Here is a 26,683-nt window from a genome sequence, read left to right as displayed (position 1 = left end):
TATGCTATCAGCAGACCGGCACTGCTACAGCACCGTGCGCCAGACAATAGCGCAACCAATCTGCAAGAAACTGGTTAATCTGATGTTTTTCATCGCGCTGATGCAGTTTTTTATTAGGGTAATCATAGCGCGCTTTGAAGCGATAGATCTGCTGAGTGGAACACACTTCAGCGACCATCGCATCATGGTACAGCCGAACGGACATGGATGGCAGGCTCCAGTAACTTACTGCCGGGGCCACCTGGCGAATCTCCACCAGCGTGGTATAACGCGTCGACTCTTGAATAGTCAGCTGATAACGGGCGCCGCTCACCTGATAGATCACCGACGCGCCTGCCTCGTCATCACGCGGCAGCAGGCGACGCAGTTGGGCGAAATTGGTTTCGCACAATCGCATCATTTCGGGAAAGTCAGGGGTATAGCGCTGTTTCATTTTAGCTTCCACTCTTGTCGTAGTTTTTCATGGTGCAACGCCAGCCATTGCAGGGCGATGACAGATGCCGCGTTATCAATAATCCCCTCTTCCACCCAGCGATAAGCCTGTTCGCGGCTCACCACATGGACAAGAATATCCTCATTCTCTTCCTCCAGCCCGTGATTCCCCTCTGCCAGGCTGGCATCCACTTCGCCCACCAGCACCGACAAACGTTCAGACGTTCCGCCTGGGCTGGCTAAGTAATTCACTATCGGTTTCACACGCCCGACCTTGAGGCCTGCTTCTTCTCCGGCTTCGCGACGCGCCACATCTTCCGGCGTTTCACCGGGTTCAATGATACCGGCCACCATTTCCAGCAGCCAGGGCGTTGGGCTGGAATCATAAGCCGGGATGCGAATCTGTTCGATTAGCACCACTTCGTCGCGTAAGGGATCATAGGGTAGCAGCACGGCGGCGTGTCCGCGCTCAAAAACTTCGCGTACCACCTCACCGCTCATCTCGCCATTAAAGCGGCGATGGCGGAAACGGTAGCTAATAATGGAAAAAAAACCATCGTAGCGTGTATCGCGTGCAATAATTTCTACATCGTTTTTTGTGAAAGTCACAGGGGATTTTTTTTCACCCGCCATCATCTGGTTCCTTATGCAGATTGGGATGGAGCGAAGAAAAGCCAACCCTTGTGCTCCGTCCGAGTGGTTCTTTCTGAATTATTTACGTAAATTAGGGGAAGAAGGCACGTTCAGCCAACTTATCTCTGACGCCGCCTCTGTAGAATCGGCGATTATTTTTTGGCTTACCTGCAGCACTACCAGTGCAATTTGCTGCAACAAAAGGAATGCAAATGAAAAAACTGCTCCCACTTTTTATTGGGTTGAGCCTGGGCGGATTTAGCCTTGCCAGCCAGGCAGAGAACCTGTTGCAGGTTTACCAGCAGGCGCGCCTTAGCAACCCGGATCTGCGTGCTTCAGCCGCTGACCGTGATGCAGCCTTTGAGAAAATTAACGAAGCGCGTAGCCCTTTATTGCCACAGCTCGGTCTGGGCGCAGATTATACCTATAACAACGGTTACCGTGACAGCAGCGGTCTTCATTCCAACACGACCAGCGCTTCTCTGCAATTAACACAAACCATTTTCGATATGTCGAAATGGCGTGCGCTGTCGCTGCAGGAAAAAACCGCCGGGATTCAGGATGTGACTTATCAGGTTGCACAGCAGGATCTGATTCTGAATACCGCAACGGCGTATTTCAACGTGTTGAAGGCGATTGATACCCTTTCTTACACAGAAGCGCAGAAACAGTCGATCTACCGCGAATTGGATCAAACCACCCAACGCTTTAACGTGGGTCTGGTGGCGATCACTGACGTGCAGAACGCCCGTGCGCAGTACGACAGCGTGCTGGCCAGCGAAGTGACCGCGCGTAACAACCTTGATAACGCGGTGGAATCGCTGCGTCAGATTACCGGTATGGATTATCTGGCACTGGCTTCACTGAATATTGATCGTTTCAAAACCGCACGCCCGGATGCCGTTGCTTCCTTGCTGAAGCAGGCTGAAAGCCGCAATCTCAGCCTGTTATCTGCACGTTTAAGCCAGGACCTGGCGCGCGAGCAAATTCGCTCTGCTGAGTCTGGTCATATGCCAACGCTGGATCTGACTGCCTCTACTGGTGTGTCTAACAGCAAATATGGCGGCAGCCGTGCTAACCAGAGTTCTGGCACCACTGACTCCATCACGGGTTCCAACCAGGTTGGCCTGAGCTTCTCCCTGCCGCTGTACAGCGGTGGTTCGGTGACCTCGCAGGTGAAACAAGCGCAGTACAACTTTGTTGCCGCCAGCGAACAGCTGGAAGGCGCACATCGTAGTGCGATTCAGACCGTGCGTTCTTCGTTCAACAATGTCAACGCGTCTATCAGCAGCATCGATGCTTACAAACAGGCCGTTGTGTCTGCTCAGAGCTCATTGGATGCGATGGAAGCCGGTTATCAGGTGGGTACCCGTACCATCGTTGATGTGCTGGATGCGACCACGACCCTGTTCAACTCTAAACAGCAACTTTCTGATGCGCGTTACAGCTACCTGATTAACCAGCTGAACATCAAATATGCGCTGGGTACGTTGAATGAGCAGGACCTGCAGCAGCTGAACAGCACGCTGGGCAAGGAAATCACCACCGCACCTGAAGTGGTGGCACCGGAAAACAGCCAGCAGGCTTCACGTGTCGATAATGGTCCGAAAACTTCGGCACCTTCAGCCGCCGCGAAAGCGCGCCCGGCTGCCGCGCACAGCAGCGGAAATCCTTTCGGTAATTAATCCCTTAAGGGGCCGCTTGCGGCCCCTTTCGCATTCAAACGTATAACAACGTAAAGATCCCCCAGCCATCCGGCTTCTCGCTTCATTTTCCACCACTCATCACCTATCCTAAGCCCCACCTTTGGGCACAGGATGAAAATAATGAAACGGACTAAACATATTCGTCATGCCGCTTTTCGTAAAAGCTGGCAGGCACGCCATTTAACGCCAGTGGCACTCGCGGTTACCGCAGTGTTTATGCTGGCTGGCTGCGAACAAAGCGATGAGACAGTATCGCTGTACCAAAACGCGGATGATTGTGCGAAAGCTAACCCTAGCCAGAGCGCGCAATGTACCACTGCGTATAACAATGCGAAGAAAGAAGCCGAACGCACCGCACCGAAATACGCCACGCGCGAAGATTGCGTCGCAGAGTTCGGTGAGAATCAGTGCCAGCAAACTCCTGCCCAGGCCGGTGTCGGTAGCACCAACAATGCCGAAGCGCAGCAGAGCGGTAGCTTCTGGATGCCGCTGATGGCCGGTTACATGATGGGTCGCATGATGGGCGGCGGCGCGGGCTTTGCGCAGCAACCCTTGTTCTCACCGAAAACCCCGAACAGCCCAGCTAACGGTCAGTTTGTCGATGCTTCCGGCAAAAACTATGGTGCAGCGACCTCAGGCCGCAGCATGAACGTGCCGAAAACCGCCATGGCACCTAAGCCAGCGACCACCTCCACCATCACGCGTGGTGGCTTCGGCGAGAGCGTTGCGAAACAAAACACCCTGCAGCGCAGCAATGCCACCAGCACCAATCGCAGCAGCACTGGCAGCAGCCGCTCGATGGGAGGCTAAGCCGCAGTATGCAACGTATTGCTATCAGCGAACGTCCGGACTGGCGCGAAAAAGCCAACGAATATGGCTTCCAGTTTCACACCATGTACGGTGAACCTTATTGGTGTGAAGACGCTTACTACCAGTTCACCCTCGCACAGGTTGAGCAATTAGAAGATACCACCGCTGAACTGCATCAGATGTGTCTGCAGGCGGTGGAAAAAGTGGTGAACAGTGATGAACTGCTCACCCGCTTCTGCATTCCTAAACACACCTGGGACTTCGTACGAGACTCGTGGAAGCTGCGTCAGCCGTCGCTCTATTCCCGTCTGGATTTAGCCTGGGACGGTAAAGGCGATGCCAAGCTGCTGGAGAATAACGCCGACACGCCGACCTCTCTGTATGAAGCCGCCTTTTTCCAGTGGATCTGGCTGGAAGATCAAGTCAATGCGGGCAACCTGCCACAAGGCAGTGACCAGTTTAATAGCCTGCAGGAAAAGCTGATTGAGCGCTTTACCGCGTTGCATCAGGAGCACGGTTTTAACTGGCTGCACTTTGCCTGCTGCCGTGACACCGAAGAAGATCGTGCCACAGTACAGTACATGCAGGATTGCGCCACCGAAGCCGGCCTGCCGAATGAATTCCTGTATATCGATGAAATTGGGTTGGGTGAAAGAGGCCAGTTTACCGATCAGCATGATCAGGTGATCAGCAACCTGTTTAAGCTTTATCCGTGGGAATTTATGCTGCGTGAAGTGTTCTCCACCAAGCTGGCAGATGCCGGTGTGCGTTGGTTAGAACCGGCGTGGAAAAGCATTATCTCAAATAAAGCGCTGCTGCCGCTGCTGTGGGAAATGTTTCCTGACCATCCCAATCTGCTGCCCGCCTACTTTGCCGACGACAAAAATGCCCCGCAGATGGACAAGTACGTGGTGAAACCGCTGTTTTCACGTGAAGGCGCCAATATTCGCATCATTGAAAACGGCCAGGAGATCGCCCGTGCTGAAGGTCCGTACGGCGAAGAGGGAATGATCATCCAGCAATTCCATCCGTTGCCGAAGTTCGGCGACAGCTACACCTTGATCGGTAGCTGGCTGATTGACGATCAACCTGCTGGCATCGGCATTCGTGAAGATCGCGCGCTGATCACTCAGGATCTGTCACGCTTCTACCCGCATACCTTTATCGAATAAATGCAGTGCCGCCCGCGAGACGCGGGCGGCCAGTGCATTAACTGACCTGCACCGAAAGCATACTGATAGCGCCCATCTCCATCCCTTCTACCGGAATGCTGATCGACTCCTCAGCTGCACGCGCGCCGAGGATATAGAGCAACGGCAGATAGTGTTCTGGCGTTGGGTTGGACATCTCTGCACCTTCGTGCTGCAAATAATTCACCAACGGATGATCTGCTGCTTCACCGGCAAAGCTCAAATTCTCACGCACGAATTCATTGAAGCTTTCAGCCCACGGATAGCTGGTCGCAGCACCCTGCCAGCGCAGCATCCGCAAGTTGTGCACCACGTTGCCGCTGGCGACGATCATCACCCCTTCGTCACGCAGCGATGCCAGTTTACGACCCAGTTCGAAGTGCCATTCCGCTGGTTTTGTCCCATCGATACTTAACTGCACCACTGGGATATCGGCTTGCGGATACATTTTGGCTAACACGCCCCATGAGCCGTGATCAAATCCCCACTCCTGGTCGGCATGCACGTCAATCGGTGCCAGCAGATCGATCACTTGCTGTGCCAGCTCTGGCGAGCCCGGAGCCGGATAACGCACATCAAACAGCGCCTGCGGGAAGCCACCAAAATCATGGATGGTGCGAGGATTATGCATGGCCGTTACCGCCGTACCGCGTGTGTACCAGTGTGCCGACACCGCGAGAATGGCGCGCGGACGTGGCAATGTTGCACCCAGATGCTGCCATGCGCGGGTATAGGTATTGTCTTCCAATACGTTCATCGGACTGCCGTGACCTAAAAACAGGGCGGGCATACGGTTGTGGCTCATGATGGTTCCTCTGACGAAAGTGTCGCTTTATTAGCCGCTACGATACGCGCTTTCGTGCCGGGATTAACGCTGATAACTGTGATGATCTCTATCAGGGAATTTGAATAAGAAATGGCGGAGTGGATGGACGGTGAAAATGGGGTTTTAAGATGTACTTATGCGCTATAAAAAATCCGCAGCCTGGAAAGCCGCGGATCTTTTGATGACGATAACTGAGGCTTAACTTGCCTGGCGCGTTTCACGCTCGCGGCGATAAGCCACCAGATCTTCAATCGTTACGACCGGCATATCGTGTTGTTTGGCAAACACAATCGCTTCTGGCGCATGCGCCATGCTGCCGTCGTCATTGGTCAATTCACACAGCACACCGGCGGGTTTGAAACCTGCTAATGTCACCAAATCGATAGTGGCTTCAGTGTGACCACCACGCGTCAGCACACCGCCTTCGCGCGCGCGCAGCGGGAAGACATGGCCTGGACGGTTGAGATCGCTCGGCTTCGCGCCATCTGCCACAGCGGCACGAATCGTGGTGACGCGGTCAGCGGCAGAAACACCGGTGGTGACACCTTCCGCTGCTTCGATGGTGACGGTAAAGCCGGTGCCATAAGAGCTGGTGTTGGTTTCTACCATCATCGGCAGATCCAACTGCTGGCGGCGTTCTTCAGTAATGCACAAGCAGACAATGCCGCTGCCGTGGCGAATGGTTAATGCCATTTGCTCTACGGTCATGGTTTCGGCGGCAAAGATCATGTCACCTTCGTTTTCACGATTTTCATCGTCGAGCACCATCACACCGCGACCGTTGCGCAGCGCATCGATGGCGCGTTCTACACGCTGTTCCGGCGTGCCAAATTCAGAAAGAAGCGTCTGATTCATGGTAAAAAACCTTATAAAAAATATATGAGTTACCAGAACCAGGGCGTGCTTAGGAGTGCGCAAATAATACACATGGCAAAAACGTGACGCGGGCGTAAGCCCGGCTGATGTCGTTACCCTCTCCCATCCGGACTCTAACCGTCGGCCCCGGAATTACACCGGATCTGCTGACCTTTCACTTTGCAGCGAAAGCGCTCGCGGGCTTTCAGGCGAAGCTGATTTACCGCCGGTGGGGAATTTCGCCCCGCCCTGAGAATAAGCGAGGTCACTATAACGCCAATCATCTGGACGGGCAATCGACAAAAGCGCAAATGCTTTTGCATTTACTGCGATGCGGAATTCAGGTTTAACCTTTTCGTTTCAGGCATTACACTTAACCTTTGTTGAGTCGGAACACGTGCTGTTATCAGCCACCGCAACCAGGAAATCATCATGATCGACACGAAAAAAATTGAACAACTGGCTCGCCAGGTCCATGAAGCCATGCCAAAAGGGATTCGCGACTTTGGCGACGATGTCGAAAAGAAAATTCGTCAGGTGCTGCAGGCGCAGTTAACCCGCATGGATTTGGTGAATCGTGAAGAGTTTGATGTGCAGACGCAGGTACTGCTGCGCACGCGCGAGAAGTTGGCCGCACTGGAACAGCGCCTGGCAAAACTGGAGAGTGAGAGCCCAGCCGCACCGGCACCTGCGGTGGTGACACCGGACCCGGCGGGTAAGATCGACACTCCGCAGTAATTCGCTGACTCGGCGGCGTATATTGCTCGAAAACACCCGCTGAGCTTACATTGCTCGCAGACAACAACAGGCGGCCATTGGGCCGCCTGTTTAGTCAGAATACGCTTGCTTCTTCGCTCGCCGTGAGTGATAGCGAATCATCTGGAATCTTAGTGCTCGCCGTGAGTGGCTGCGAATCATTGAAAATCCCAGTGCTCGCTTTTAATGACAGCGAATCTTCTGGGATCTCAATGCTCATCATGAGTGGCTGCGAATCGTCTTGATGATGTTAGAGGTGGAGATACCGTCTTCAAAGTTCAGCACGCGCACGTCACCGCCGTTAGCCCAAACCTCTTTACTGCCCGCAATATCTTCCGGCTTATAATCGCCGCCCTTCACCAGCAGATCCGGTAACACACCGGCAATCAAACGCTGTGGCGTATCTTCTTCAAACAGCACCACCCAATCCACCGCTTCCAGCGCACCGAGCACGATCATACGGTTTTCCTGCGGGTTAACCGGACGGGTTTCACCTTTCAGACGTTTGGTAGAAGCATCACTGTTTACCGCAACAATCAGACGGTCACCCAGCTTACGTGCATTGGCAAGATAGGAAACGTGGCCCGCATGCAAGATGTCGAACACGCCGTTGGTCATCACCACTTTCTCACCGCGCTGACGCGCCAGCGCCACCGCTGCTTTAAGCTCGGCTTCGGTCATCACACCAAACCCGCTGTCCGGACGAGCATGAATAGCGTTTTCCAGCTCAACGCTGCTCACGGTGGACGTACCGAGTTTGCCCACGACCACGCCCGCTGCGGCATTGGCGAGGAAACAGGCTTCTTCCAGACTGTCTCCGGCCGCCAGCACGGCGGCCAGCACGCCAATCACCGTGTCACCTGCACCGGTGACGTCAAACACTTCCTGCGCCTGCGTCGGCAGATGCAGCGGCGCTTTGCCCGGTTGCAGCAACGTCATGCCGTTTTCAGAGCGGGTGACCAGCAGCGCGGAGAGATCATAATCAGCGATCAGCTGCATGCCGCGGCTCACAATCTCTTCCACGGTTTTGCATTTACCCACCACGGCTTCGAATTCAGACAGGTTTGGCGTCAGCAGAGTCGCACCGCGATAGCGCTCAAAATCCGTGCCTTTCGGGTCGATCAACACCGGCACGTTGGCTTCACGCGCCAGCTGAATCATGGTTTGCACGCTGCTCAACGCGCCTTTGGCGTAATCTGACAGCACCAGTGCACCGGCCTGCGCCAGCGATTGACGCATACGATCGTGAATAGGCTGTGGATCAACCTGCTCGAAACCCTCTTCGAAATCGAGGCGGATCAGCTGCTGGTTGCGAGAAAGCACGCGCAGTTTGGTGATGGTGGGATGGCTTTTCACCGCGACAAAATCACAATCGACTTTGACCTTTTCCAGCGTCTCACTCAGCACACGTGCGGCATCGTCTTCACCCGTCAGGCCAATCAAACGCGAACCAGCACCCAGTGCAGCAATGTTCATCGCCACGTTTGCCGCGCCGCCTGGACGCTCTTCGATGGTATCAACTTTCACCACCGGTACCGGGGCTTCAGGCGAGATACGGCTGGTTGGGCCATACCAGTAGCGATCTAACATGACATCACCAACAACCAGCACAGCGGCTTTGCCAAAAGCGGGCAGCGTTACTTTCATTCCAAAGACTCCAGACTACGGTCAAAATTATGCGCGGATAATAACATACCCCGATAAGACTTCGAGCCACAGGTGCGTGGGCTGCGCGCCTTCCTGTAGGCCGGGTCACTAAGGGCGAAGCGTTATTTTACGCTTCCGCGCTATCAGATTCGGTGGCAGCCAGCCAGCGTTGCCAACTGCGATGCACGGCAGCCCGCTCAGTAGCAAAAGATTCCGGTGCGACGTGCCCCGGCAGCTCCTGCAATGCGAGATGGTGCAATGCATCACGCAGCGTGACGTACGCGTGAGTCAGCGCCTGCGCTTCTTCTGCATCCATGATCTCCTGACGCGCCATCAACTCAAAAATACGCACATTGTCTGACCAGCGCGTCAATGCAGGCTGCTCTGCCGCGTAGCCTAAGACAAGATATTGCGCGATGAATTCAATATCGGTGATGCCGCCTTCATCAGTTTTGATCTCCCAGCGTCCTTTGTGTTTGTTGCTGAGGTGGGCACGCATTTTCTCGCGCATCTCACGCACCTCTTTTTGCAGTGCAGGACGCTCACGCGGCAGGCAAAGAATGCCGCGACGAATTTCATTAAAGCGATCGCAGAGCGCCGTCTCACCAAACACAATACGCGCACGCACCAGCGCCTGATGTTCCCAGGTCCAGGCTTCATTACGCTGATAATCATCGAAGGCGGCAAAGGTACTCACCAGCATGCCCGCCGCGCCAGACGGACGCAGCCGCGCATCGACTTCATACAAGATGCCTGAGGAGGTGCGCGTGCTGAACAGATGCATCACGCGCTGCGCCAGCCGCAGGTAAAACTGGCGGCCATCAATCACGCGTTCGCCATCAGTTTCCGCATCGTCCGGGCAGTCGTGCAGGAACACCAAATCCAGATCGGAGCTGTAACCCAACTCCCAGCCACCCAGTTTGCCGTAGCCGACCACGGCAAAACCACGCTCGCTGTCGCTGGTGAGGTGCGAAGGACGACCATAGCGCTGCACCATCATTTGCCACGCTTGCTGCACCACCGATTCGATAATGGCTTCCGCCAGCCAGGTTAAGTGATCACTCACTTTCATCACCGGCAGCGTTTCAGCGATATCGGCAGCGGCAATGCGCAGATGCTGCGCCTGCTTGAACTGTCGCAGCGCTTCCAGCTGCTGTTCTTCATCATCGGTAGGAATGCGCAGCAGATACTGGCGCAATTCATCGCGATACGCATCGGTGGCAGTCGCCTGGTACAGCGTGGCGGGATCGAGCAGTTCATCCAGCAACAGCGGATAACGTGCCAGCTGGCTGGCGACCATTGGCGAGGCGGCACACAGGCGAATCAGATGGCGCAGTGCGCCGTGATATTCCGTCAGCAGCTCCAGATAGGTGCTGCGCGTCAACACACCGAGCAGCAGCGGTGTCAGGCGCCCCAGTACCACATCGGCGTCTTCGCGCGGACAAACCTCACTCAGCAGACGCGGCATCAGTTGATCAAGCGCTAAACGCCCACGCGGGCCGATGGTGCGACGACTGACATCCTGGCGGAAACTGTTGAGCGATTCGTACAGCGCATGACGTTGCGCTTCGTTCAGCTGCGGCACAGCAGGAATGAGATCGCTCTCCTCCAGCGTGTCCTGCCACAGGCCTGCGAATTCAGCCAGCTGCGGTTGATCGTCAACGTCTGGCGCATCATCACCAATCAGTTCATCAAAGATACTGCGCACACCTGCCATCTGCTGTTCAAGCTGCGCCATCAGCGCATCCCAGTCCGCCGCGCCCATCGCCCAGGCTAAACGCTGACGATCGAGTGGGTTTTCCGGCAGCGTTTGCGTCTGCTCATCGTTGATGCTTTGCAGCAGATTTTCCAGACGACGCAGGAACAGATAGGCCTCACGCAAATGTTCCACCTGCGCCGTGCTCAGCAAAGCCAGTTCACCGATGGCCTGCAGCGTTGGCAGCAGGGAACGAAGCTGAAGTGAGCGCTCACGTCCACCACGAATGAGCTGGAACACCTGCACGATAAATTCGGTTTCGCGAATGCCGCCCGCCCCGAGTTTGATGTTGTCTTTCAGGCCACGACGCCGTACTTCACGGGCAATCATGCCTTTCATGTTACGCAGCGACTGAATCACACTGAAATCGATGTAGCGACGATAGACGAACGGACGCAGCATCTGCTGCAGTTCCTGGCTCCAGTGGCCCTGGTCGTCGCCCATCAGGCGCGCTTTGACCATCGCGTAACGCTCCCAGTCGCGGCCCTGCTCCTGATAATAGTCTTCCAGCGCAGCAAAGCTCAGCACCAGCGGACCGCTGTCACCAAACGGGCGCAGACGCATATCCACGCGATAGACGAAACCATCCACGGTAGGCTGATCCAGCACTTTGATCAGGCGCTGACCCATGCGGGTAAAGAATTGAGCGTTATCGAGTTCGCGACGGCCACCTTGCGTCACGCCGTTTTCCGGCCAGGCAAAGATCAGGTCGATATCGGAAGAGAAGTTGAGTTCGCCGCCGCCCAGTTTGCCCATGCCAAGGATCAGCATGGGCTGCGCTTCACCGGCTTCATTGCACGGCGTGCCGAAATCGCGGCTGCAATCCTGCCACACCCAGTCACGAGCGGCAGCGATGAGGATCTCCGCCAGCGTGCTGAGTTGCGTCAGGCTCTGTTCAGTGTTGGCGTGTTGTAGCGCCTGCATCCACGCTATGCGCACCAGCATATGGCGGCGGAACAGGCGCAGTTCGCGCATCAGGGAAGTTTCATTTTCCACGCCCGCCAGCGCCTGATTTAGCCAGGCACTGTAGTGTTGCCACTCATCTGGTAGAGGCGGTTGCTGCTGGAGCTGTTGCCACCACTCCGGATGCTGCTGCAGGTTATCAACGATAAAGTCACTAAAGGTCAGCGCGCCCGCCTGCTCTGCCGTAAAGGCGGAAGGCGGCATATTCAGGCGCTCGGCCACGATAGCTAACTGCGCCTGCATCAGCGCCGGTAACGGTAACAACATCTTCCCTCCCTGATTCGATTGTGCGTCCGACTTAGCGTTTCACTCCGCTATTCAGCCAGAACGGCGATGGCCGAATGGCCAGATTAACCAGTTGAATCAACCCGCGCTCCTGCTGGATGCGAATCGCATGCTGCAGCTCCTGCCAGCCTGCCAGCCAGACATTCACCTCTTCCGCTGGATAAGCCCCTGCCAGCAGATGCACCGCTAAAAGCTGGCGATTCAGGCGCGTGGATTTGTCCTGAAATTCGTTAAACAGCTGCACGTCGACAAAGGTCTCACGCAGATCGGCAGCAATACGGCTGAGCATGATGTCGCTGAAGCGTTTGAACGACCCCTGCAGCTTGGTTTTGCTCTTATCATCCAGCCAGTTCTGCCATTGTGACTCCACCAGCCAGTGAGTAAGTGCTAACTGGGCATCAACAGAGACCGTAGAAAAACAGGCGGTTTCCGCATCAATTTCTGCATCTGCTAACAGCTCATCGAGACGCGTCAGCTTCTGACGCAGATCGCTGCTCGCCTTGCGCGGCACCAGCGCACCAAATAGCGAGAACGCCTGTCGCAGGGTTTCCAGCGCATCCATCACCGCTTTTTTGGCATCGGCATTTCCACGCAGCCACACTTCTTCATGGTACTGCCACTGGTTAAGACCGGCGGTCATCGCGTTGATCATGCCCTGCTCTACCGTGGCTTTAGCGCCGATTTTTTGTAGCGCTAATGCACGCAGCGGACGGGCAGGATTGCCCTGAGCCAGCAGATAACCGCGCGCGGCTTTGCTCAAGCTGCCCAGGCGCAGGCCGCCTGCGGTGATCAAGGCTTCAGCGAACTTCAGCATGTCGGCGCGCTGGCCGCTTTTCAGCTCCAGCTCCACTTCGTACAGCGGCTCGCTCAATTCACCTGAGGCAACGGCCCCACGATCAAACGCCACTTCAATTTCGCTCTCACCAAACTGCACCAGCCAGGCTTCACGCTGGAAATGGGTGCTGAACAGTGGTTGCAGGCGCTGCTGTAAGGCAGCGACATCGGTGCCTTCCGGCCAGATTTCAGCAGGAAGCTGGGCGATATCCAGCGTTGGCTCAGTGAGGTCGACGTTATATTCCGGGCGCTGATGCAGGCCGCCCACGGTTTTTCCGGCGGCCTTCAGCGTCATCTCATAACGCTGATCGACACCGCGGATGCGCAGGCCCATATCCCAACGACGTAGCTGATTGTCATCGGTCTCAAAATAGATGTTGGTCAGCTCGCGTGCGGCGAAGTGCTGATGTGGCCACGCGGCAAGGGTTTCACCGAGTTTTTCGGCGGCTTGTGGTGTGGCAATGAACTTTAATTCGATTTCGATGGTCATAATTTTTTATTCAATACGCTGCTGGCACTTACGAGTTTAATCTGGCGAAGAGTAATGCACCGGAAGCCCGCTGTCTCCGCTTTCTTGTGCTTTTACGACCCTTTTCGCACCAGATTGAGACCAGGATAGTTCTCATTCAGATTTTTGAGAAGCGTCTCCAGACTGTGCCGGTAATTTTACGCCATTAAGAAAAAACGACATCGAATGAAAAAAATCACACTTGCTGCCCTTTCTTTGCTGGCATTTAGCGCCATCGCCCCCGTTCATGCTGCTGACGAAAAGCGTTATATCTCCGATGAATTATCTACTTGGGTACGCAGCGGCCCGGGCGATCAATATCGCCTGATTGGCAAGCTGAATGCCGGAGAGGAAGTCACCCTGTTGCAGGTCAACAACGATTCCCAATATGGCCAGATTCGTGATGCCGAAGGGAAAACCAACTGGATCCCACTGTCCCAGTTGAGTGCCGAACCGAGCCTGCGCACTCGCGTGCCGCAGCTGGAGCAACAGGTCAAAGATCTCACCGCTAAGCTGGCGAATATCGACAACAGCTGGAATCAGCGTACTTCTGAAATGCAGAGTAAAGTGGCGAACAGCGACGGCACCATTGACGGCCTGAAAGCGGAAAATCAAAAGCTGAAAAATGAGCTGATTGTCGCGCAGAAGAAAGTCAGCGCCGCGAACGTCCAGTTGGATGACAAACAGCGCACCATCATCATGCAGTGGTTTATGTATGGCGGCGGCGTGTTAGGTGTTGGCTTGCTGCTTGGTTTGGTGCTGCCGCACATGGTGCCGCGCCGCAAGAAAAACGATCGCTGGATGAACTAAAACCGCCACGCCGATTTGTTCTTTTCTTCAAGGGGATCGTAAGATGCCCCTTTTGGCGTGCCCGATATTTAGCCAAAGTATGCAACAATAACGCAACATGCGTGCACGGCGCGCAGAATACATTGCCTCTGGAGTGGTTGAGTGAAGACGTTTCTGGTCGGTGGCGCGGTGCGTGATGCCTTACTGCGTTTGCCGGTAAAAGATAGAGATTGGGTGGTGGTCGGTGCCACACCTGAAGCGATGCTGGCACAAGGTTATCAGCAGGTGGGGCGGGATTTTCCGGTTTTTTTGCACCCACGCAGTCGTGAAGAGTATGCACTGGCGCGTACCGAACGCAAAAATGGCAAAGGCTACACCGGTTTTGTCACACAATTCGCTCCAGACGTGACGCTGGAGCAGGATTTGCAGCGCCGTGATCTCACCATCAATGCCATTGCGCAGGCCGACGACGGCAGCTTAATCGACCCTTATCGCGGACAGCAGGATTTGGCGAAACGCACCCTGCGCCATGTCTCATCCGCTTTTAACGAAGATCCACTGCGCGTGCTGCGCGTGGCGCGTTTCGCTGCCCGTTTTGCCCACCTCAATTTCCGTGTCGCGGATGAAACGCAGGCCTTAATGCGTGAGATGGCGGAGAGCGGCGAGTTAGCTGACCTCACGGCCGAACGCGTGTGGAAAGAGACCGAGAAGGCACTGCTGACCCGCAATCCGCAGGTCTATTTTCAGGTATTGCGTGACTGCGGCGCATTGCAGGTGCTGTTCCCGGAGCTAGATAACCTGTACGGCATTCCGGCGCCGATCAAATGGCATCCCGAAATTGATACCGGCGTGCACGCGTTAATGACGCTGACGATGTCTGCCGCGCTGTCAGAGGAATTGGACGTGCGCTTCGCCACGCTGTTCCACGATGTCGGTAAGGCGCTGACGCCGCCGGAAAAATGGCCGAGCCATCATGGTCACGGTTTAGCCGGCGTGCCGATTGTTGAAGCACTGTGCCAGCGGCTGCGCGTGCCCAATCAGGTGCGCGATCTGGCACTGGTGGTCACGGAATTCCACGATATCGTCCACACCATTGAACGCCAGTCAGCGGAATCACTGGTTGCCCTGTTCGATCGCATTGATGCATGGCGCAAGCCCGATCGCGTAGAGAAGATGGCACTGACCAGCGAAGCCGATGCGCGTGGTCGCACCGGAATGGAAAGCATGGCCTATCCACAAGGCGATTATCTGCGTCAGGCGTTTGCGCTGGCTCAGGCGGTGCCAACGAAGGATGTGGTTGCAGCAGGTTTTAAAGGACCAGCCGTGCGGGAAGAGTTGACGCGTCGTCGGGTGATGGCAGTGCAGGATGGGTTGATCAACGTGCGGCCAGCATAACCGGCCGCACGCCGCGCTTACATGAAGATGGCGTAAACCGCCGCCGCCACGATAAAGCGATAGATAGCGAACGAAACAAACGAAATACGCTTAATCAGTTCCAGGAACACTTTGATCGCCAGCAGAGCCACGATAAAGGCGGTCACGAAGCCGACGGCAAACATTGGGAAATCCTGCATGGTCAGGAAGCCCATGCTCTTGTAGAGATCCAATCCGGTGGCACCAATCATCATCGGCACCGCAAGGATGAATGAGAACTCTGATGCAGCATAACGGCTCACGCCCATCAGCATACCGCCAGAAATGGTGGCACCCGAGCGCGAGAAGCCCGGCCACAGCGCCAGACACTGGAAGCAACCAATCATAAACGCCTGGCGGTAAGTGATATCATCGATACCTACCGCTTTAGGCTGTTTAGGTTTGAAGTACTCAGCCACCAACAGCAACACGCCGCCGACGACCAGTGCGTACATCACGTTAATCGGATTAAACAGGCTTTTGATTTGATCGTGCAGCAGCAAGCCAATCACCACCGCCGGAACCATACCTAACAAAATGTGAATCAGGGTCAGTTTCCCGGTTCCAGTGCCTTCATGCGGCTCTTTACCGAAGTGAATACCAATCAGTCCGAACAGGCGACGCCAGAACATCACCACTACCGCTAAAATTGAACCCAGCTGAATGACGACTTCAAAGGTTTCAGCTTTATCGCCCTCGAAGCCCAACAGATGGCCAACGATGATCATATGGCCCGTAGAAGAGACCGGCAGGAATTCCGTGAGGCCTTCCACAACCCCCAGGATTGCAGCAACCCAAAGCTGGTGAATATCTGCCATCAAAATTTTTCCTCTATCCGTTTTAAACAGTAAAAAGGCGGTCGCAAGGTGCTACCGCCTAAAATTATGCCTGCGCCACGCTGAAGGAAACCTTAAGAAAATCGGCAACTTCGCGTCCGTTAGCGCAACGGCCTCAAGTGAGACACACCATAATTTGGTTTGGTTTCATTGTGATGGCAATCACGGATGATTTATTTAGGAATAGTCCCGCGCTCGATACGCACGCCAACGGTCGCTGCCTGGGCCACCGCGCCAGGTTTCCCGACCTTGATGCGCACACCGGGCGTTTTGAAACGATTCATCAACAGATCGGCAATTTCTTCCGCCACGCGTTCGACCAGGGCAAAGCGCTGGCCCTGCAGATGATTGAGGATAACCTCGGTGACATCGGCGTAGCTGAGACAGTCGTTCACATCGTCACTCACCGCAGCACGACGGTTGTCCCACGCCATTTCGACATCGAGCACCAGCTTCTGCTGCATGCCCTGTTCCCAGTCGTAAACGCCAATGGTGGTGAACACGGTGAGTTGTTCTATAAATACGATATCCATGATGTCAGTCTCTGTTTTTGGCTAAGCCGGATACCACTTCCGGCGGATTATGCGTATTATCCACGCTTATCGAGAACAAAACGACCCAAAAGGAACGGTATGAGGCTATGAGTGCTATCGCGCTTGGTATGATTATTTTCGCGTATCTTTGCGGCTCGATTTCCAGTGCGATCCTGGTTTGTAAACTCGCGCGTTTACCCGATCCGCGTACCGCCGGCTCCGGTAACCCAGGTGCGACCAACGTGTTGCGCATTGGTGGCAAAGCCGCTGCGGCTGCGGTACTGATCTTCGATGTGGCAAAAGGGATGATTCCGGTGTGGATCGCCTATCTGCTGCACGTCACGCCGATGTATCTCGGCTTAACCGCGATTGCCGCCTGTCTCGGCCATATCTATCCGGTGTTTTTCCGTTTTCGTGGTGGTAAAGGCGTGGCAACCGCATTCGGTGCGATCGCGCCCATTGGCTGGGATTTGACGGGATTGATGACCGGCACCTGGCTGCTGACGGTGCTGCTGAGCGGCTACTCCTCGCTGGGTGCGATTGTCAGTGCGCTGATTGCCCCGTTCTACGTGTGGTGGTTCAAACCGCAGTTTACCTTCCCGGTTTCGATGCTCTCCTGTTTGATTCTGTTGCGTCATCACGACAACATCCAGCGCCTGTGGCGCGGGCAGGAAAATAAGATCTGGAAGCGGAAAAAGAAGAAATAAAAAAACCGGCGCGATGCCGGTTTTTTCGTTTTAGATGGCGGGCAATTCGGCCAGTGGCCAACGTGGCCGGACACTGACGCCCAATCCACCGCGTGTGCCGCCTTTCAGCCGCACCATGCCAGCGTAGGCAATCATCGCGCCGTTATCAGTACAGAACTCCGGGCGTGCATAAAACACCTCGCCACCGCGCTTTTGCATCATCTCGGCCATACGCTCACGCAGCGTACGATTGGCGCTGACACCACCGGCAATCACCAGGCGTTTAAAGCCGGTCTGCTCCAGCGCGCGTTTGCACTTGATCATCAGCGTATCCACCACAGCATCCTCAAACGCACGAGCGATATCGGCACGCGCCTGCTCATCTCCGTTATGTTCACGAATGGTGTTGGCGGCGAAGGTTTTCAGACCCGAGAAGCTGAAATCCAGCCCTGGGCGATCGGTCATCGGGCGCGGGAATTTGAAGCGACCCGGCGTGCCCTGCTGCGCCATGCGTGACAGCATCGGTCCGCCTGGATAATCCAGACCGAGCAGTTTGGCGGTTTTATCGAAAGCTTCGCCAGCCGCATCGTCAATCGATTCACCCAGCAAAGTGTATTCACCAATACCCGTGACGCTGATCAACTGCGTGTGACCACCCGAAACCAGCAATGCCACAAACGGGAATTCCGGTGGATTGTCTTCCAGCATCGGCGCCAGCAGATGGCCTTCCATATGATGCACAGGCACCGCAGGCACATTCCACGCAAACGCCAGTGCACGGCCGACAGTCGCCCCGACTAATAGCGCACCAACCAAACCTGGACCGGCGGTATAGGCCACGGCATCAATGTCTTTTGCGGCTAATCCGGCTTCTTTCAGCGCAGCCTGAATCAGCGGAACGGTTTTACGCACATGGTCACGTGAGGCCAGTTCGGGCACTACGCCACCGTAATCGGCGTGCAGTTTGACCTGGCTATATAATTGATTCGCCAACAGACCGGACGCATCGTCATAAATCGCGATGCCGGTTTCATCGCAGGACGTTTCAATACCCAGAACTCGCATAGCTTTCATCACCCTCTTCTTGCGGCGCGCAGTGTAGCACAGGCGAATCACACGCTGGACGACTTTGCCAGGAAAAAGTGTTTTTCTGTCGCACAAAGAGTGCGCTATACTCCACGGCCTGAAAAAACCGGCAGCCGCGATGGCATATGTCTCTGTTGGTTCTAAATTGTTCATGGTGCTTTACAACTCGGCTACGGCTGGAGTAAAATGCTGCACCATTTTAAAAGTGCTGGCGCCGCAGTCAGCAGCAAAACCGAATTTATCGAGGTAAGAGTTACATGCCGGTAATTAAAGTACGTGAAAACGAGCCTTTCGACGTAGCACTGCGTCGCTTCAAGCGTTCTTGCGAGAAAGCAGGTGTTCTGGCGGAAGTTCGTCGTCGTGAGTTTTATGAAAAACCAACGACTGAGCGTAAGCGCGCTAAAGCGTCTGCTGTTAAGCGTCACGCCAAGAAACTGGCTCGCGAAAACGCACGCCGCACTCGTCTGTACTAATTTCTTTCGGAAGTTCGCTTCCGCCGCGTGTTAAACGCAGACAGAGTCAAGTAAGAGGCCGTGCTTTCCGAAAGGAAGCGCGGCTTGTTGCCGTTTATGAGCTGAAAAACCGGGGCTTATGGCTGGACGAATTCCACGCGTATTTATCAATGACTTACTTGCCCGCACGGATATCGTGGATCTTATCGATGCCCGCGTTAAGCTGAAAAAGCAGGGTAAGAACTATCACGCGTGCTGTCCTTTTCATAACGAGAAAACCCCCTCTTTCACCGTAAGCGGTGAGAAGCAGTTTTATTACTGCTTCGGCTGTGGCGCCAAAGGTAACGCCATCGACTTCCTGATGAATCACGATCGTCTGGATTTCGTTGAAAGCGTTGAGGAGCTGGCCACGCAACACGGCTTAGAAGTGCCGTATGAAGCGGGCAACGGCCCCAGCCCGATGGAACGTCATCAGCGTCAAAGTCTGTATCAGCTGCTGGAAGGCCTCGACGGTTTCTATCAGCAAAGCCTGCGTAACCCGCAAGCGACATCTGCACAAAATTATCTCGCCACACGCGGCCTCAGCCAGCAAGTGATCGATCACTTCGCGATTGGTTATGCGCCAGCAGGCTGGGATAACGTGCTGAAACGTTTTGGTCAGCAGAAAGAGGACCGCGAATCCTTGATGGAAGCGGGCATGCTGGTCAGTAACGATTCCGGCCGCACTTATGATCGTTTCCGCGATCGCGTGATGTTCCCGATTCGCGATAAGCGTGGGCGCGTCATTGGCTTTGGTGGACGTGTACTGGGCAATGATACGCCGAAGTACCTTAACTCGCCGGAAACACCGATTTTCCATAAAGGCCGTCAGCTATATGGCCTGTATGAAGCGCAAAAGAATCATCCGCAGCCAGCGCGTTTACTGGTTGTAGAAGGCTATATGGACGTGGTGGCGCTGGCGCAATTTGGCATTGATTATGCCGTTGCCTCGCTGGGCACCTCGACCACCGCTGAGCACATTCAGCTGCTGTTCCGCTCTACCGACACGGTGATTTGCTGTTACGACGGTGACCGCGCGGGGCGCGAAGCCGCATGGCGTGCACTGGAAACCGCATTGCCTTACATGAATGACGGTCGTCAGCTACGCTTTATGTTTTTGCCAGATGGCGAGGACCCGGACACGCTGGTGCGTAAAGAAGGCAAAGAGGCGTTTGAAGCGCGGATGGAGCAGGCTTTACCGCTCTCCACGTTTTTATTCGACAGCCTGATGCCGCAGGTCGATCTGAGCACGCGTGACGGTAAAACCAAGCTGGCAACGCTGGCGCTGCCGTTGATTAGCCAGATCCCCGGTGAAACTTTACGCATTTATATGCGTCAGAATCTGGGTAATAAACTCGGCATTCTGGACGATAACCAGTTAGACAAGCTGATGCCAAAGCAGGCAGAAAGCGGCACTGCGCCAACGGCTCCCCCGTTGAAGCGCACCACCATGCGCGTGTTGATTGCGTTATTGGTGCAGAATCCGCAATTTGCCGCCATCGTTCCTACGCTGGACGGGCTTGAGCAGTCAAAAATGGCGGGTTTGCCGCTGTTTGTGGAGTTAGTCAGTCGTTGTACGGAGAATCCTGGCCTGACGACCGGACAGCTACTAGAGTTATATCGCGGGACAGAATTTAGCCAGCCCCTTGAAACGCTGGCCACCTGGAACCACATGATAGTGGATGAAGAAGCAGAAGCCGTGTTCCAGGATTCACTGGCGAGTCTTTACGACTCAGCCCTTGAACAGCGCCTTGAAGCGCTTATCGCACGCGACCGTACCGAAGGCCTGAGCGCCGCCGAACGCCGCGAGTTCTGGGCCTTAAGCCAGGCATTAGCGAAAAAATAAGATTTTTACCGGGTCAGAACTGTGAAGGCTGTGAAAGCACACATTCTGACTTGGGTGTACGGTTTTCGCTTTTTTAAGCGCACCGTACGAGGGCCGTCGGCGTCGAAGCCAATTTCGTTACCGCCAGCGCGCAGCAACCGGAGCGTACTGAAGTACGTGAGGATTGTGAGCACTGCCGGGGACGAAAATGGCGAGTAAGCCAGGCCCGCCAAGAAAGAACTCAAGCGGCTTAAGTGCCGATATATGAAGGGTCGATACCCTGGCCGCGTTGAAGGCAGCGGCAAAAGAACAACGCCTTCACTGTTATAGTTGGCTCGCTGCCGACCGACACCAATCTAATTAACAGAAGTGTGGATACCGTCTTATGGAGCAAAACCCGCAGTCACAGCTTAAGCTGCTTGTCACCCGTGGTAAGGAGCAGGGCTATCTGACCTATGCTGAGGTCAATGACCATCTGCCGGAAGATATCGTCGACTCCGATCAGATCGAAGACATCATCCAGATGATTAACGACATGGGTATTCAGGTTGTTGAAGAAGCACCTGATGCCGATGATCTGATGCTGAATGAGAACAGTACTGATACTGACGAAGATGCCGCAGAAGCTGCCGCGCAGGTACTCTCTAGCGTTGAATCTGAAATTGGCCGTACTACTGACCCTGTGCGTATGTATATGCGCGAAATGGGTACCGTTGAGCTGCTGACGCGCGAAGGCGAAATCGACATCGCTAAGCGTATCGAAGACGGTATCAACCAGGTTCAGTGCTCAGTTGCCGAATACCCGGAAGCCATCACCTATCTGCTCGATCAGTACGATCGTGTGGAAGCGGGCGAATCTCGCCTGTCTGACCTGATCACCGGCTTTGTTGACCCGAACGCGGAAGAAGATATCGCGCCAACTGCCACTCACGTGGGTTCTGAACTGTCTGAAGAAGACCGTAACGACGACGATGAAGAAGACGAAGATGGCGACGACGACAGCTCTGACGATGATAACTCCATCGATCCAGAACTGGCGCGCGAGAAGTTCAACGATCTGCGCACCCAGTACGAAACCACCCGTACCGTGATCAAAGCCAAAGGCCGCAGCCACGCTGATGCCGTTGCAGAAATCAATAACCTGTCTGAAGTGTTCAAACAGTTCCGCCTGGTACCGAAGCAATTCGACTACCTGGTGAACAGTATGCGCGTCATGATGGAGCGCGTGCGTACGCAAGAGCGCCTGATCATGAAGCTGTGTATTGAAATCTGCAAAATGCCGAAGAAGAACTTCATCACCCTGTTCACCGGCAACGAAACCAGCCCAAGCTGGTTCAAAGCGGCGCTGGCCATGAATAAACCCTGGTCAGAGAAACTGCTTGAAGTCGAAGATGATGTGACCCGTTCACTGCAGAAATTGCAGCAGATTGAAGAAGAGACCGGCCTGACCATCGAGCAGGTTAAAGACATCAACCGTCGCATGTCAATCGGCGAAGCCAAAGCGCGTCGTGCGAAGAAAGAGATGGTTGAAGCGAACTTGCGTCTGGTTATTTCTATCGCGAAGAAATACACCAACCGTGGTCTGCAGTTCCTCGATCTGATTCAGGAAGGTAACATCGGCCTGATGAAAGCGGTTGATAAGTTTGAATACCGTCGTGGTTATAAGTTCTCAACTTATGCGACCTGGTGGATTCGTCAGGCTATCACCCGTTCTATCGCCGACCAGGCACGTACCATCCGTATTCCGGTGCATATGATTGAGACCATCAACAAGCTCAACCGTATTTCGCGCCAGATGCTGCAAGAGATGGGCCGTGAGCCAACGCCGGAAGAGCTGGCTGAGCGTATGCTGATGCCAGAAGATAAGATTCGTAAGGTGCTGAAAATTGCTAAAGAGCCGATCTCTATGGAGACGCCGATTGGTGATGATGAAGATTCACATCTGGGCGATTTTATCGAAGACACCACGCTGGAGCTGCCGCTGGATTCTGCTACCTCAGAAAGCCTGCGTTCAGCCACCCACGACGTGCTGGCGGGTCTGACTGCGCGTGAAGCGAAAGTCCTGCGTATGCGTTTCGGTATCGATATGAACACCGACCACACGCTGGAAGAGGTTGGCAAACAGTTTGACGTTACCCGTGAGCGTATTCGTCAGATCGAAGCCAAGGCGCTGCGTAAGCTGCGTCACCCAAGCCGCTCCGAAGTGCTGCGTAGCTTCCTTGACGATTAATCCTCGTTAAGACGAAAAACCCCGGCTTGCCGGGGTTTTTTATTGCCTTCAAAACGGCGTCAGCCCTTTTTCCTGCATCATTTTGCGCGCGTTATCGCTCTGCAGATACTTCACAAACTGCGCCGCTGCCTGCTTCTGCTGAGTGCTACGCGTAATCACCGCGCCGTACAGCGTGTCCTGCTGCACCGCTGGCGGAATCAGCCCGACAATGGTAATCCCCTTCACCGCCTGCAGCTCACTGTTCTGCTGGAAGCCCAGCTCCGCTTTCCCTTGTGCCACCGCTTCACCCACTGGTGTGGCAGGGATCACAGACACTTTGCTGGCGGTCTTCGGCCCCAACTCCAGCTTGCTCAGCATCTTGCCTTGAATATATTTGCCGCTGGCACTGTCTGATATCGCGATGCTGGAGGCTTCCGTGAGGACCTGTTTGAATTTCGCTACCGTGCTGATATCCGGCGGCGTCATGCCCTGCTTCACCGCCATCGCGATATAAGAGTGCGCCAGCACCTGATGGCTGCTGCTATCCACAAATTTGGCCTGCTCCAGCGGTTTGATGGCGTAATCGACCATCACCAGCACATCGGCATTATCCTGACGTTTCAGACGATTAGGGATCGCCTGTGGCGTATCGCCCATCGATGGCGCCGCTTCCAGCTGCAGGGTATTGCCGGTTTGCTGCTGATAATCCTGCTTCAGGCTCTCAATCACCGGATACATGCCACCGGAGCTAAATACTTTCAGCGTCTCTGCCTGTGCCGTCTGTTGCGCCATCACCAGCAGCGCCGCTAACGCGATTGTGCGTTTCATCTTCCCTCTCTTTATTTGCCATAAAGATTTGGGTTTAGTCAGAAAACGCAAATTGAACAACTTTAGGGCCGCGTTAAGCGGAGCACGCTCACGCGATATTCTGTAACCAATCATGAAGTTGGCGATAAGTTGCCGCCATCTCCTCTATTGTCGCGCGGTTCAACCCGCTGGGATTGGGCAGCACCCACAGGCTCGTTTCGCCCAAGGTTTGCGGCTGCTCGCCCCACTCCACTTTGCGCTGTCGGAACGCTTTCTGGAACGCATCCTTGCCCAGCACCGCCAGTGCACGCGGCTGATAGCGTAAGATCTTATCCTGCAATCGTGCCCCGCCATCCCTTAACTCTTCACCCGCCAGTTCATTGGCCTGAATGGTGGGACGCTCAACCAGCATGGTGATGCCACAACCGGTTTCCAGCAGCCGCTGCTCCTGTTCGGGCTTCAGCAATTCGCGGGTAAAACCGGCCTGATGGATCACCTTCCAGAAGCGATTCCCTGGATGAGCAAAGTGGAAGCCGGTGTGCGCCGATGACTTGCCCGGATTGATGCCGCAAAACAGCACCTGCAAATCCGGTGCAATGATGTCCTGAATATCGTGATCGCTCATGCGCTCTCCAATCCTGCGCGCTGTTTCACCGAGCGACGGCTAACCGCCAGCATATTGCGCGCTTCCTCATCATCCGGACAGGCGCGCGCCAGCGCCACCGCACCGACCATTTCGGCCAGCATACTGGCGGCGACATCATCAGCCTGAGGATGGTGCATTTCATTGAGTGCCTGCGCCAGCCGTTGCCGCACCGCATCACGACGTTGCGAGAACAGAGTGCGTGTTTCAATCGGCAGATGGGCAATCTCACTCACCAGGGCAGGCATCGGGCAGCCTTCTCCCGGCGTGTTGCGATGATGCTCAGAAAGATAGTTGTCGATCAGTTGGGCCAATCGCTCGGCTGGATCTTCGAGTTGGGTGATGGCGGCAAAGCGCTGTGCCGAATCGGCAAACATCTCGGCAATCACTGCTTCAACCAGCGCTTCCCGTGATTCAAAGTGGGCGTAGAAGCCGCCGTGAGTTAAGCCCGCGCGCTTCATCAGCGCCGCCACGCCAATGCCTTCAGTGCCGCATTCGCGCATCACCACTGCTGCCTCATCAAGTATGCGCTGCCGCGTGCGCGCCTTGTGGCTCAGCTTTTCCATCTCTCACCATCCTGCTCATCGTTAATGGCAATCAGTGTAATTATTACGATCATCATATTCCAGCTTGACGAAAAATATGATGATCGTCATATTAAGTTTCATCAGATATGACAACCATCATTTACAGGAACCGACCATGACACAGCAACTGGCTTTGATTACCGGTGCATCCAGCGGCATTGGTGCAACTTACGCGAAACAGCTGGCCGCACGCGGCAGCAATTTGATTCTGGTGGCACGTGATGAATCACGTCTTAACCAGCTGGCGCAGTCGCTGCGTGACGCGCACGGCGTGGAAGTGAGTGTGCTGGCCGCCGATCTGACGCGTACTGAAGATTTGCAACGCGTGGCGCAAACCCTTGCAGACAACGAGCGGATTACGATGCTGGTGAACAATGCCGGGATGGCAGTTGAAGGCGAGTTCGTCGCGGGTGATATCTCGCAAATACAAACCATGCTGACGTTAAACATTGTGGCTCTGACGCAGCTGGCACATGCAGCCGCGCAAGTATTCCGCCGCCGTGGTACGGGAACGATTGTGAATATCGCTTCAGTGCTGGCGCTGGTGAATGAAATGGCGAATGGCGCATACAACGCCAGCAAAGCCTTTGTGCTCTCACTGACGCGCAATATGCAGCGTGAGCTGGCGGAGAGCGGCGTGCGTATTCAGGCGGTATTGCCGGGCTTAACCCGTACCGAGATCTTCGAGCGTTCAGGGAAATCGGTTGATGACCTGCCGCCAGAAAGCGTGATGGAGGTTGAGGATTTAGTCGCAGCGGCGCTGCACGGGCTGGATAGCGGCGAGCTGATCACCATACCCTCGGTGGAAGATCTGGGCTTGTGGCAGAACATGGAGAGCGCGCGCTTCGCCATCCTGCCGTATATCTCGTTGAATAAGCCGGCTTCGCGTTATTTGTGAGATCTGAGTGGTGATTGAGATGAGGTGGAAGGATAGCCTTGTCTCAAAAACCTGCTGAGGTTGTGGGCTGATTGAGCGATCTTAGGGGGTGGGAAGGGATTTTTGCTTGGAGATCAAGGAGTCAGAGATTGTTCTAATTTTCACCAACCGATTGGCGAACGCTGGATCACCCCTCCGAGATACTTTATAATCCCCGCTCCGCTGGCCCCTTAGCTCAGTGGTTAGAGCAGGCGACTCATAATCGCTTGGTCGCTGGTTCAAACCCAGCAGGGGCCACCAAATTTTGCTATGAAAATCATGCGATTAAGCCACATTTCAGGGTGGCTTTTTTGTTATTAAGGCTCGTAGTTGGCAGCAAAGTGGCAGCAGGCACTATATTCATAATCTCTTACAGTCGCATGAACCATGCAAAACGGCCATGATGCCCTTTTTGATTTAAACTTACGTGCCATTGAACCGAATGATAAGACAATGCACTTCTCAGATTGCGCAGTAAATAATTGCTATAAAGAATTTAATGGGGAAGAGATGGTGATCAATCACGTAATTTCCAAAACACCACTAAAAATGGGATTTATTCGCGCCTGATCAAGCTAATGTCCGTAAAAATTCAACACTGAAGTAATTACAAGCGCTCAAATTCAGCGATTTATCTCATATCACATTAACGCCCACATCG

At 54.6% G+C, this 26,683-nt stretch carries 25 protein-coding genes, 1 tRNA gene and 1 riboswitch; of the genes, 13 read left to right on the top strand and 13 right to left on the bottom strand.

The window, feature by feature from the left end; genetic code table 11:
- Positions 1-7 precede the first annotated feature (7 nt).
- Both WFP70_RS11705 and nudF read right to left on the bottom strand, forming a co-directional pair.
- Positions 8-433: a DUF1249 family protein gene (locus WFP70_RS11705; RefSeq protein WP_034828381.1), complete on the bottom strand. Its 426-nt coding sequence runs from the start codon at positions 431-433 to the stop codon at positions 8-10.
- Entirely contained in the window at positions 430-1,065 is a 636-nt protein-coding gene (gene nudF / locus WFP70_RS11700; protein WP_058961938.1) for an ADP-ribose diphosphatase, read from the bottom strand. Before nudF ends, WFP70_RS11705 begins: the two co-directional genes overlap by 4 nt.
- A gap of 212 nt (positions 1,066-1,277) precedes the next feature.
- Here nudF and tolC point away from each other — a divergent pair, with 212 nt between their 5' ends.
- The 3 genes from tolC (at position 1,278) to WFP70_RS11685 (ending at position 4,753) form a co-directional block, all read left to right on the top strand.
- Positions 1,278-2,750: an outer membrane channel protein TolC gene (gene tolC / locus WFP70_RS11695; RefSeq protein ID WP_160868635.1), complete on the top strand. Its 1,473-nt coding sequence runs from the start codon at positions 1,278-1,280 to the stop codon at positions 2,748-2,750.
- 141 nt (positions 2,751-2,891) lie between these two features.
- A complete protein-coding gene (locus WFP70_RS11690) occupies positions 2,892-3,581 on the top strand; it encodes a DUF1190 family protein (RefSeq protein WP_097118143.1) in 690 nt (229 codons plus the stop codon).
- Positions 3,582-3,589: 8 nt separating this feature from the next.
- The gene (locus WFP70_RS11685) at positions 3,590-4,753 is read left to right on the top strand and encodes a glutathionylspermidine synthase family protein (protein ID WP_337023397.1); all 1,164 of its coding nucleotides are present in this window, start codon (positions 3,590-3,592) and stop codon (positions 4,751-4,753) included.
- Positions 4,754-4,790: 37 nt separating this feature from the next.
- Here the strand turns inward: WFP70_RS11685 and ygiD are convergent, their stop codons facing one another.
- Both ygiD and ribB read right to left on the bottom strand, forming a co-directional pair.
- Entirely contained in the window at positions 4,791-5,576 is a 786-nt protein-coding gene (gene ygiD, locus WFP70_RS11680) for a 4,5-DOPA dioxygenase extradiol (RefSeq protein ID WP_337023398.1), read from the bottom strand.
- A gap of 219 nt (positions 5,577-5,795) precedes the next feature.
- Entirely contained in the window at positions 5,796-6,452 is a 657-nt protein-coding gene (gene ribB, locus WFP70_RS11675; protein ID WP_034828370.1) for a 3,4-dihydroxy-2-butanone-4-phosphate synthase, read from the bottom strand.
- Between the two features lie 111 nt (positions 6,453-6,563).
- Positions 6,564-6,713: riboswitch (FMN riboswitch) on the bottom strand.
- Positions 6,714-6,884: 171 nt separating this feature from the next.
- Here ribB and ubiK point away from each other — a divergent pair.
- A complete protein-coding gene (gene ubiK, locus WFP70_RS11670; RefSeq protein WP_034828368.1) occupies positions 6,885-7,190 on the top strand; it encodes a ubiquinone biosynthesis accessory factor UbiK in 306 nt (101 codons plus the stop codon).
- A gap of 237 nt (positions 7,191-7,427) precedes the next feature.
- On the opposite strand, the gene hldE is transcribed toward ubiK, so the two are convergent.
- The 3 genes from hldE to WFP70_RS11655 all read right to left on the bottom strand — a co-directional run bounded on the left by hldE (position 7,428) and on the right by WFP70_RS11655 (position 13,183).
- Positions 7,428-8,855: a bifunctional D-glycero-beta-D-manno-heptose-7-phosphate kinase/D-glycero-beta-D-manno-heptose 1-phosphate adenylyltransferase HldE gene (gene hldE, locus WFP70_RS11665; RefSeq protein WP_337023399.1), complete on the bottom strand. Its 1,428-nt coding sequence runs from the start codon at positions 8,853-8,855 to the stop codon at positions 7,428-7,430.
- A 127-nt stretch (positions 8,856-8,982) separates the two neighbouring features.
- Entirely contained in the window at positions 8,983-11,841 is a 2,859-nt protein-coding gene (glnE, locus tag WFP70_RS11660; RefSeq protein WP_337023400.1) for a bifunctional [glutamate--ammonia ligase]-adenylyl-L-tyrosine phosphorylase/[glutamate--ammonia-ligase] adenylyltransferase, read from the bottom strand.
- A gap of 31 nt (positions 11,842-11,872) precedes the next feature.
- Positions 11,873-13,183: a CYTH domain-containing protein gene (locus tag WFP70_RS11655; RefSeq protein ID WP_337023401.1), complete on the bottom strand. Its 1,311-nt coding sequence runs from the start codon at positions 13,181-13,183 to the stop codon at positions 11,873-11,875.
- Positions 13,184-13,387: 204 nt separating this feature from the next.
- Between WFP70_RS11655 and WFP70_RS11650 the strand changes: the two genes are divergently transcribed.
- Together WFP70_RS11650 and WFP70_RS11645 are read left to right on the top strand one after the other, a co-directional pair.
- Complete coding sequence (locus WFP70_RS11650; protein WP_034828360.1) at positions 13,388-14,011, top strand: TIGR04211 family SH3 domain-containing protein; 624 nt, start codon at positions 13,388-13,390, stop codon at positions 14,009-14,011.
- A gap of 141 nt (positions 14,012-14,152) precedes the next feature.
- Positions 14,153-15,385 carry a multifunctional CCA addition/repair protein gene (locus WFP70_RS11645; protein WP_034828358.1) on the top strand — a complete coding sequence of 411 codons (1,233 nt, stop codon included), beginning with the start codon at positions 14,153-14,155 and terminating at the stop codon, positions 15,383-15,385.
- 17 nt (positions 15,386-15,402) lie between these two features.
- Here the strand turns inward: WFP70_RS11645 and bacA are convergent, their stop codons facing one another.
- Both bacA and folB read right to left on the bottom strand, forming a co-directional pair.
- Complete coding sequence (gene bacA, locus WFP70_RS11640) at positions 15,403-16,221, bottom strand: undecaprenyl-diphosphate phosphatase (RefSeq protein WP_058959467.1); 819 nt, start codon at positions 16,219-16,221, stop codon at positions 15,403-15,405.
- A gap of 191 nt (positions 16,222-16,412) precedes the next feature.
- On the bottom strand, positions 16,413-16,772 hold the full coding sequence (gene folB / locus WFP70_RS11635; protein WP_034828354.1) for a bifunctional dihydroneopterin aldolase/7,8-dihydroneopterin epimerase: 360 nt from the start codon (positions 16,770-16,772) through the stop codon (positions 16,413-16,415).
- 107 nt (positions 16,773-16,879) lie between these two features.
- Here folB and plsY point away from each other — a divergent pair, with 107 nt between their 5' ends.
- On the top strand, positions 16,880-17,479 hold the full coding sequence (gene plsY, locus WFP70_RS11630; RefSeq protein WP_034828352.1) for a glycerol-3-phosphate 1-O-acyltransferase PlsY: 600 nt from the start codon (positions 16,880-16,882) through the stop codon (positions 17,477-17,479).
- A 30-nt stretch (positions 17,480-17,509) separates the two neighbouring features.
- On the opposite strand, the gene tsaD is transcribed toward plsY, so the two are convergent.
- Positions 17,510-18,523, bottom strand: a complete 1,014-nt coding sequence (tsaD, locus tag WFP70_RS11625; RefSeq protein ID WP_097118151.1) for a tRNA (adenosine(37)-N6)-threonylcarbamoyltransferase complex transferase subunit TsaD — start codon at positions 18,521-18,523, stop codon at positions 17,510-17,512.
- A 278-nt stretch (positions 18,524-18,801) separates the two neighbouring features.
- Here tsaD and rpsU point away from each other — a divergent pair, with 278 nt between their 5' ends.
- From rpsU to rpoD, 3 genes are all read left to right on the top strand, one after another.
- The gene (gene rpsU / locus WFP70_RS11620; protein WP_001144069.1) at positions 18,802-19,017 is read left to right on the top strand and encodes a 30S ribosomal protein S21; all 216 of its coding nucleotides are present in this window, start codon (positions 18,802-18,804) and stop codon (positions 19,015-19,017) included.
- A 118-nt stretch (positions 19,018-19,135) separates the two neighbouring features.
- The gene (dnaG, locus tag WFP70_RS11615; protein WP_045814813.1) at positions 19,136-20,881 is read left to right on the top strand and encodes a DNA primase; all 1,746 of its coding nucleotides are present in this window, start codon (positions 19,136-19,138) and stop codon (positions 20,879-20,881) included.
- 364 nt (positions 20,882-21,245) lie between these two features.
- Positions 21,246-23,090: an RNA polymerase sigma factor RpoD gene (gene rpoD, locus WFP70_RS11610; RefSeq protein WP_034828348.1), complete on the top strand. Its 1,845-nt coding sequence runs from the start codon at positions 21,246-21,248 to the stop codon at positions 23,088-23,090.
- Positions 23,091-23,138: 48 nt separating this feature from the next.
- Here the strand turns inward: rpoD and WFP70_RS11605 are convergent, their stop codons facing one another.
- From WFP70_RS11605 to WFP70_RS11595, 3 genes are all read right to left on the bottom strand, one after another.
- Positions 23,139-23,897 carry a substrate-binding domain-containing protein gene (locus tag WFP70_RS11605; RefSeq protein ID WP_160833694.1) on the bottom strand — a complete coding sequence of 253 codons (759 nt, stop codon included), beginning with the start codon at positions 23,895-23,897 and terminating at the stop codon, positions 23,139-23,141.
- An 88-nt stretch (positions 23,898-23,985) separates the two neighbouring features.
- Complete coding sequence (gene mug, locus WFP70_RS11600) at positions 23,986-24,501, bottom strand: G/U mismatch-specific DNA glycosylase (RefSeq protein WP_337023402.1); 516 nt, start codon at positions 24,499-24,501, stop codon at positions 23,986-23,988.
- Entirely contained in the window at positions 24,498-25,085 is a 588-nt protein-coding gene (locus tag WFP70_RS11595) for a TetR/AcrR family transcriptional regulator (protein WP_337023403.1), read from the bottom strand. The genes mug and WFP70_RS11595 overlap by 4 nt, the downstream gene beginning before the upstream one ends.
- A 136-nt stretch (positions 25,086-25,221) precedes the next feature.
- On the opposite strand from WFP70_RS11595, the gene WFP70_RS11590 reads away from it, so the two are divergent.
- The 3 genes from WFP70_RS11590 to WFP70_RS11580 all read left to right on the top strand — a co-directional run bounded on the left by WFP70_RS11590 (position 25,222) and on the right by WFP70_RS11580 (position 26,592).
- Entirely contained in the window at positions 25,222-26,004 is a 783-nt protein-coding gene (locus WFP70_RS11590; protein ID WP_337023404.1) for an SDR family NAD(P)-dependent oxidoreductase, read from the top strand.
- 203 nt (positions 26,005-26,207) lie between these two features.
- Positions 26,208-26,283 (top strand) — tRNA-Ile (locus WFP70_RS11585).
- A gap of 126 nt (positions 26,284-26,409) precedes the next feature.
- The gene (locus WFP70_RS11580) at positions 26,410-26,592 is read left to right on the top strand and encodes a hypothetical protein (protein WP_337023405.1); all 183 of its coding nucleotides are present in this window, start codon (positions 26,410-26,412) and stop codon (positions 26,590-26,592) included.
- The last annotated feature ends 91 nt before the right edge of the window (positions 26,593-26,683 follow it).

Source organism: Pantoea sp. USMM079, from assembly GCF_037153115.1.
In the GTDB taxonomy this organism is placed as follows: Bacteria; Pseudomonadota; Gammaproteobacteria; order Enterobacterales; family Enterobacteriaceae; genus Pantoea; species Pantoea communis.
The sequence above is the reverse complement of the archived record's forward strand: the minus strand, read 5'-3'. Positions and strand labels throughout refer to the sequence as shown.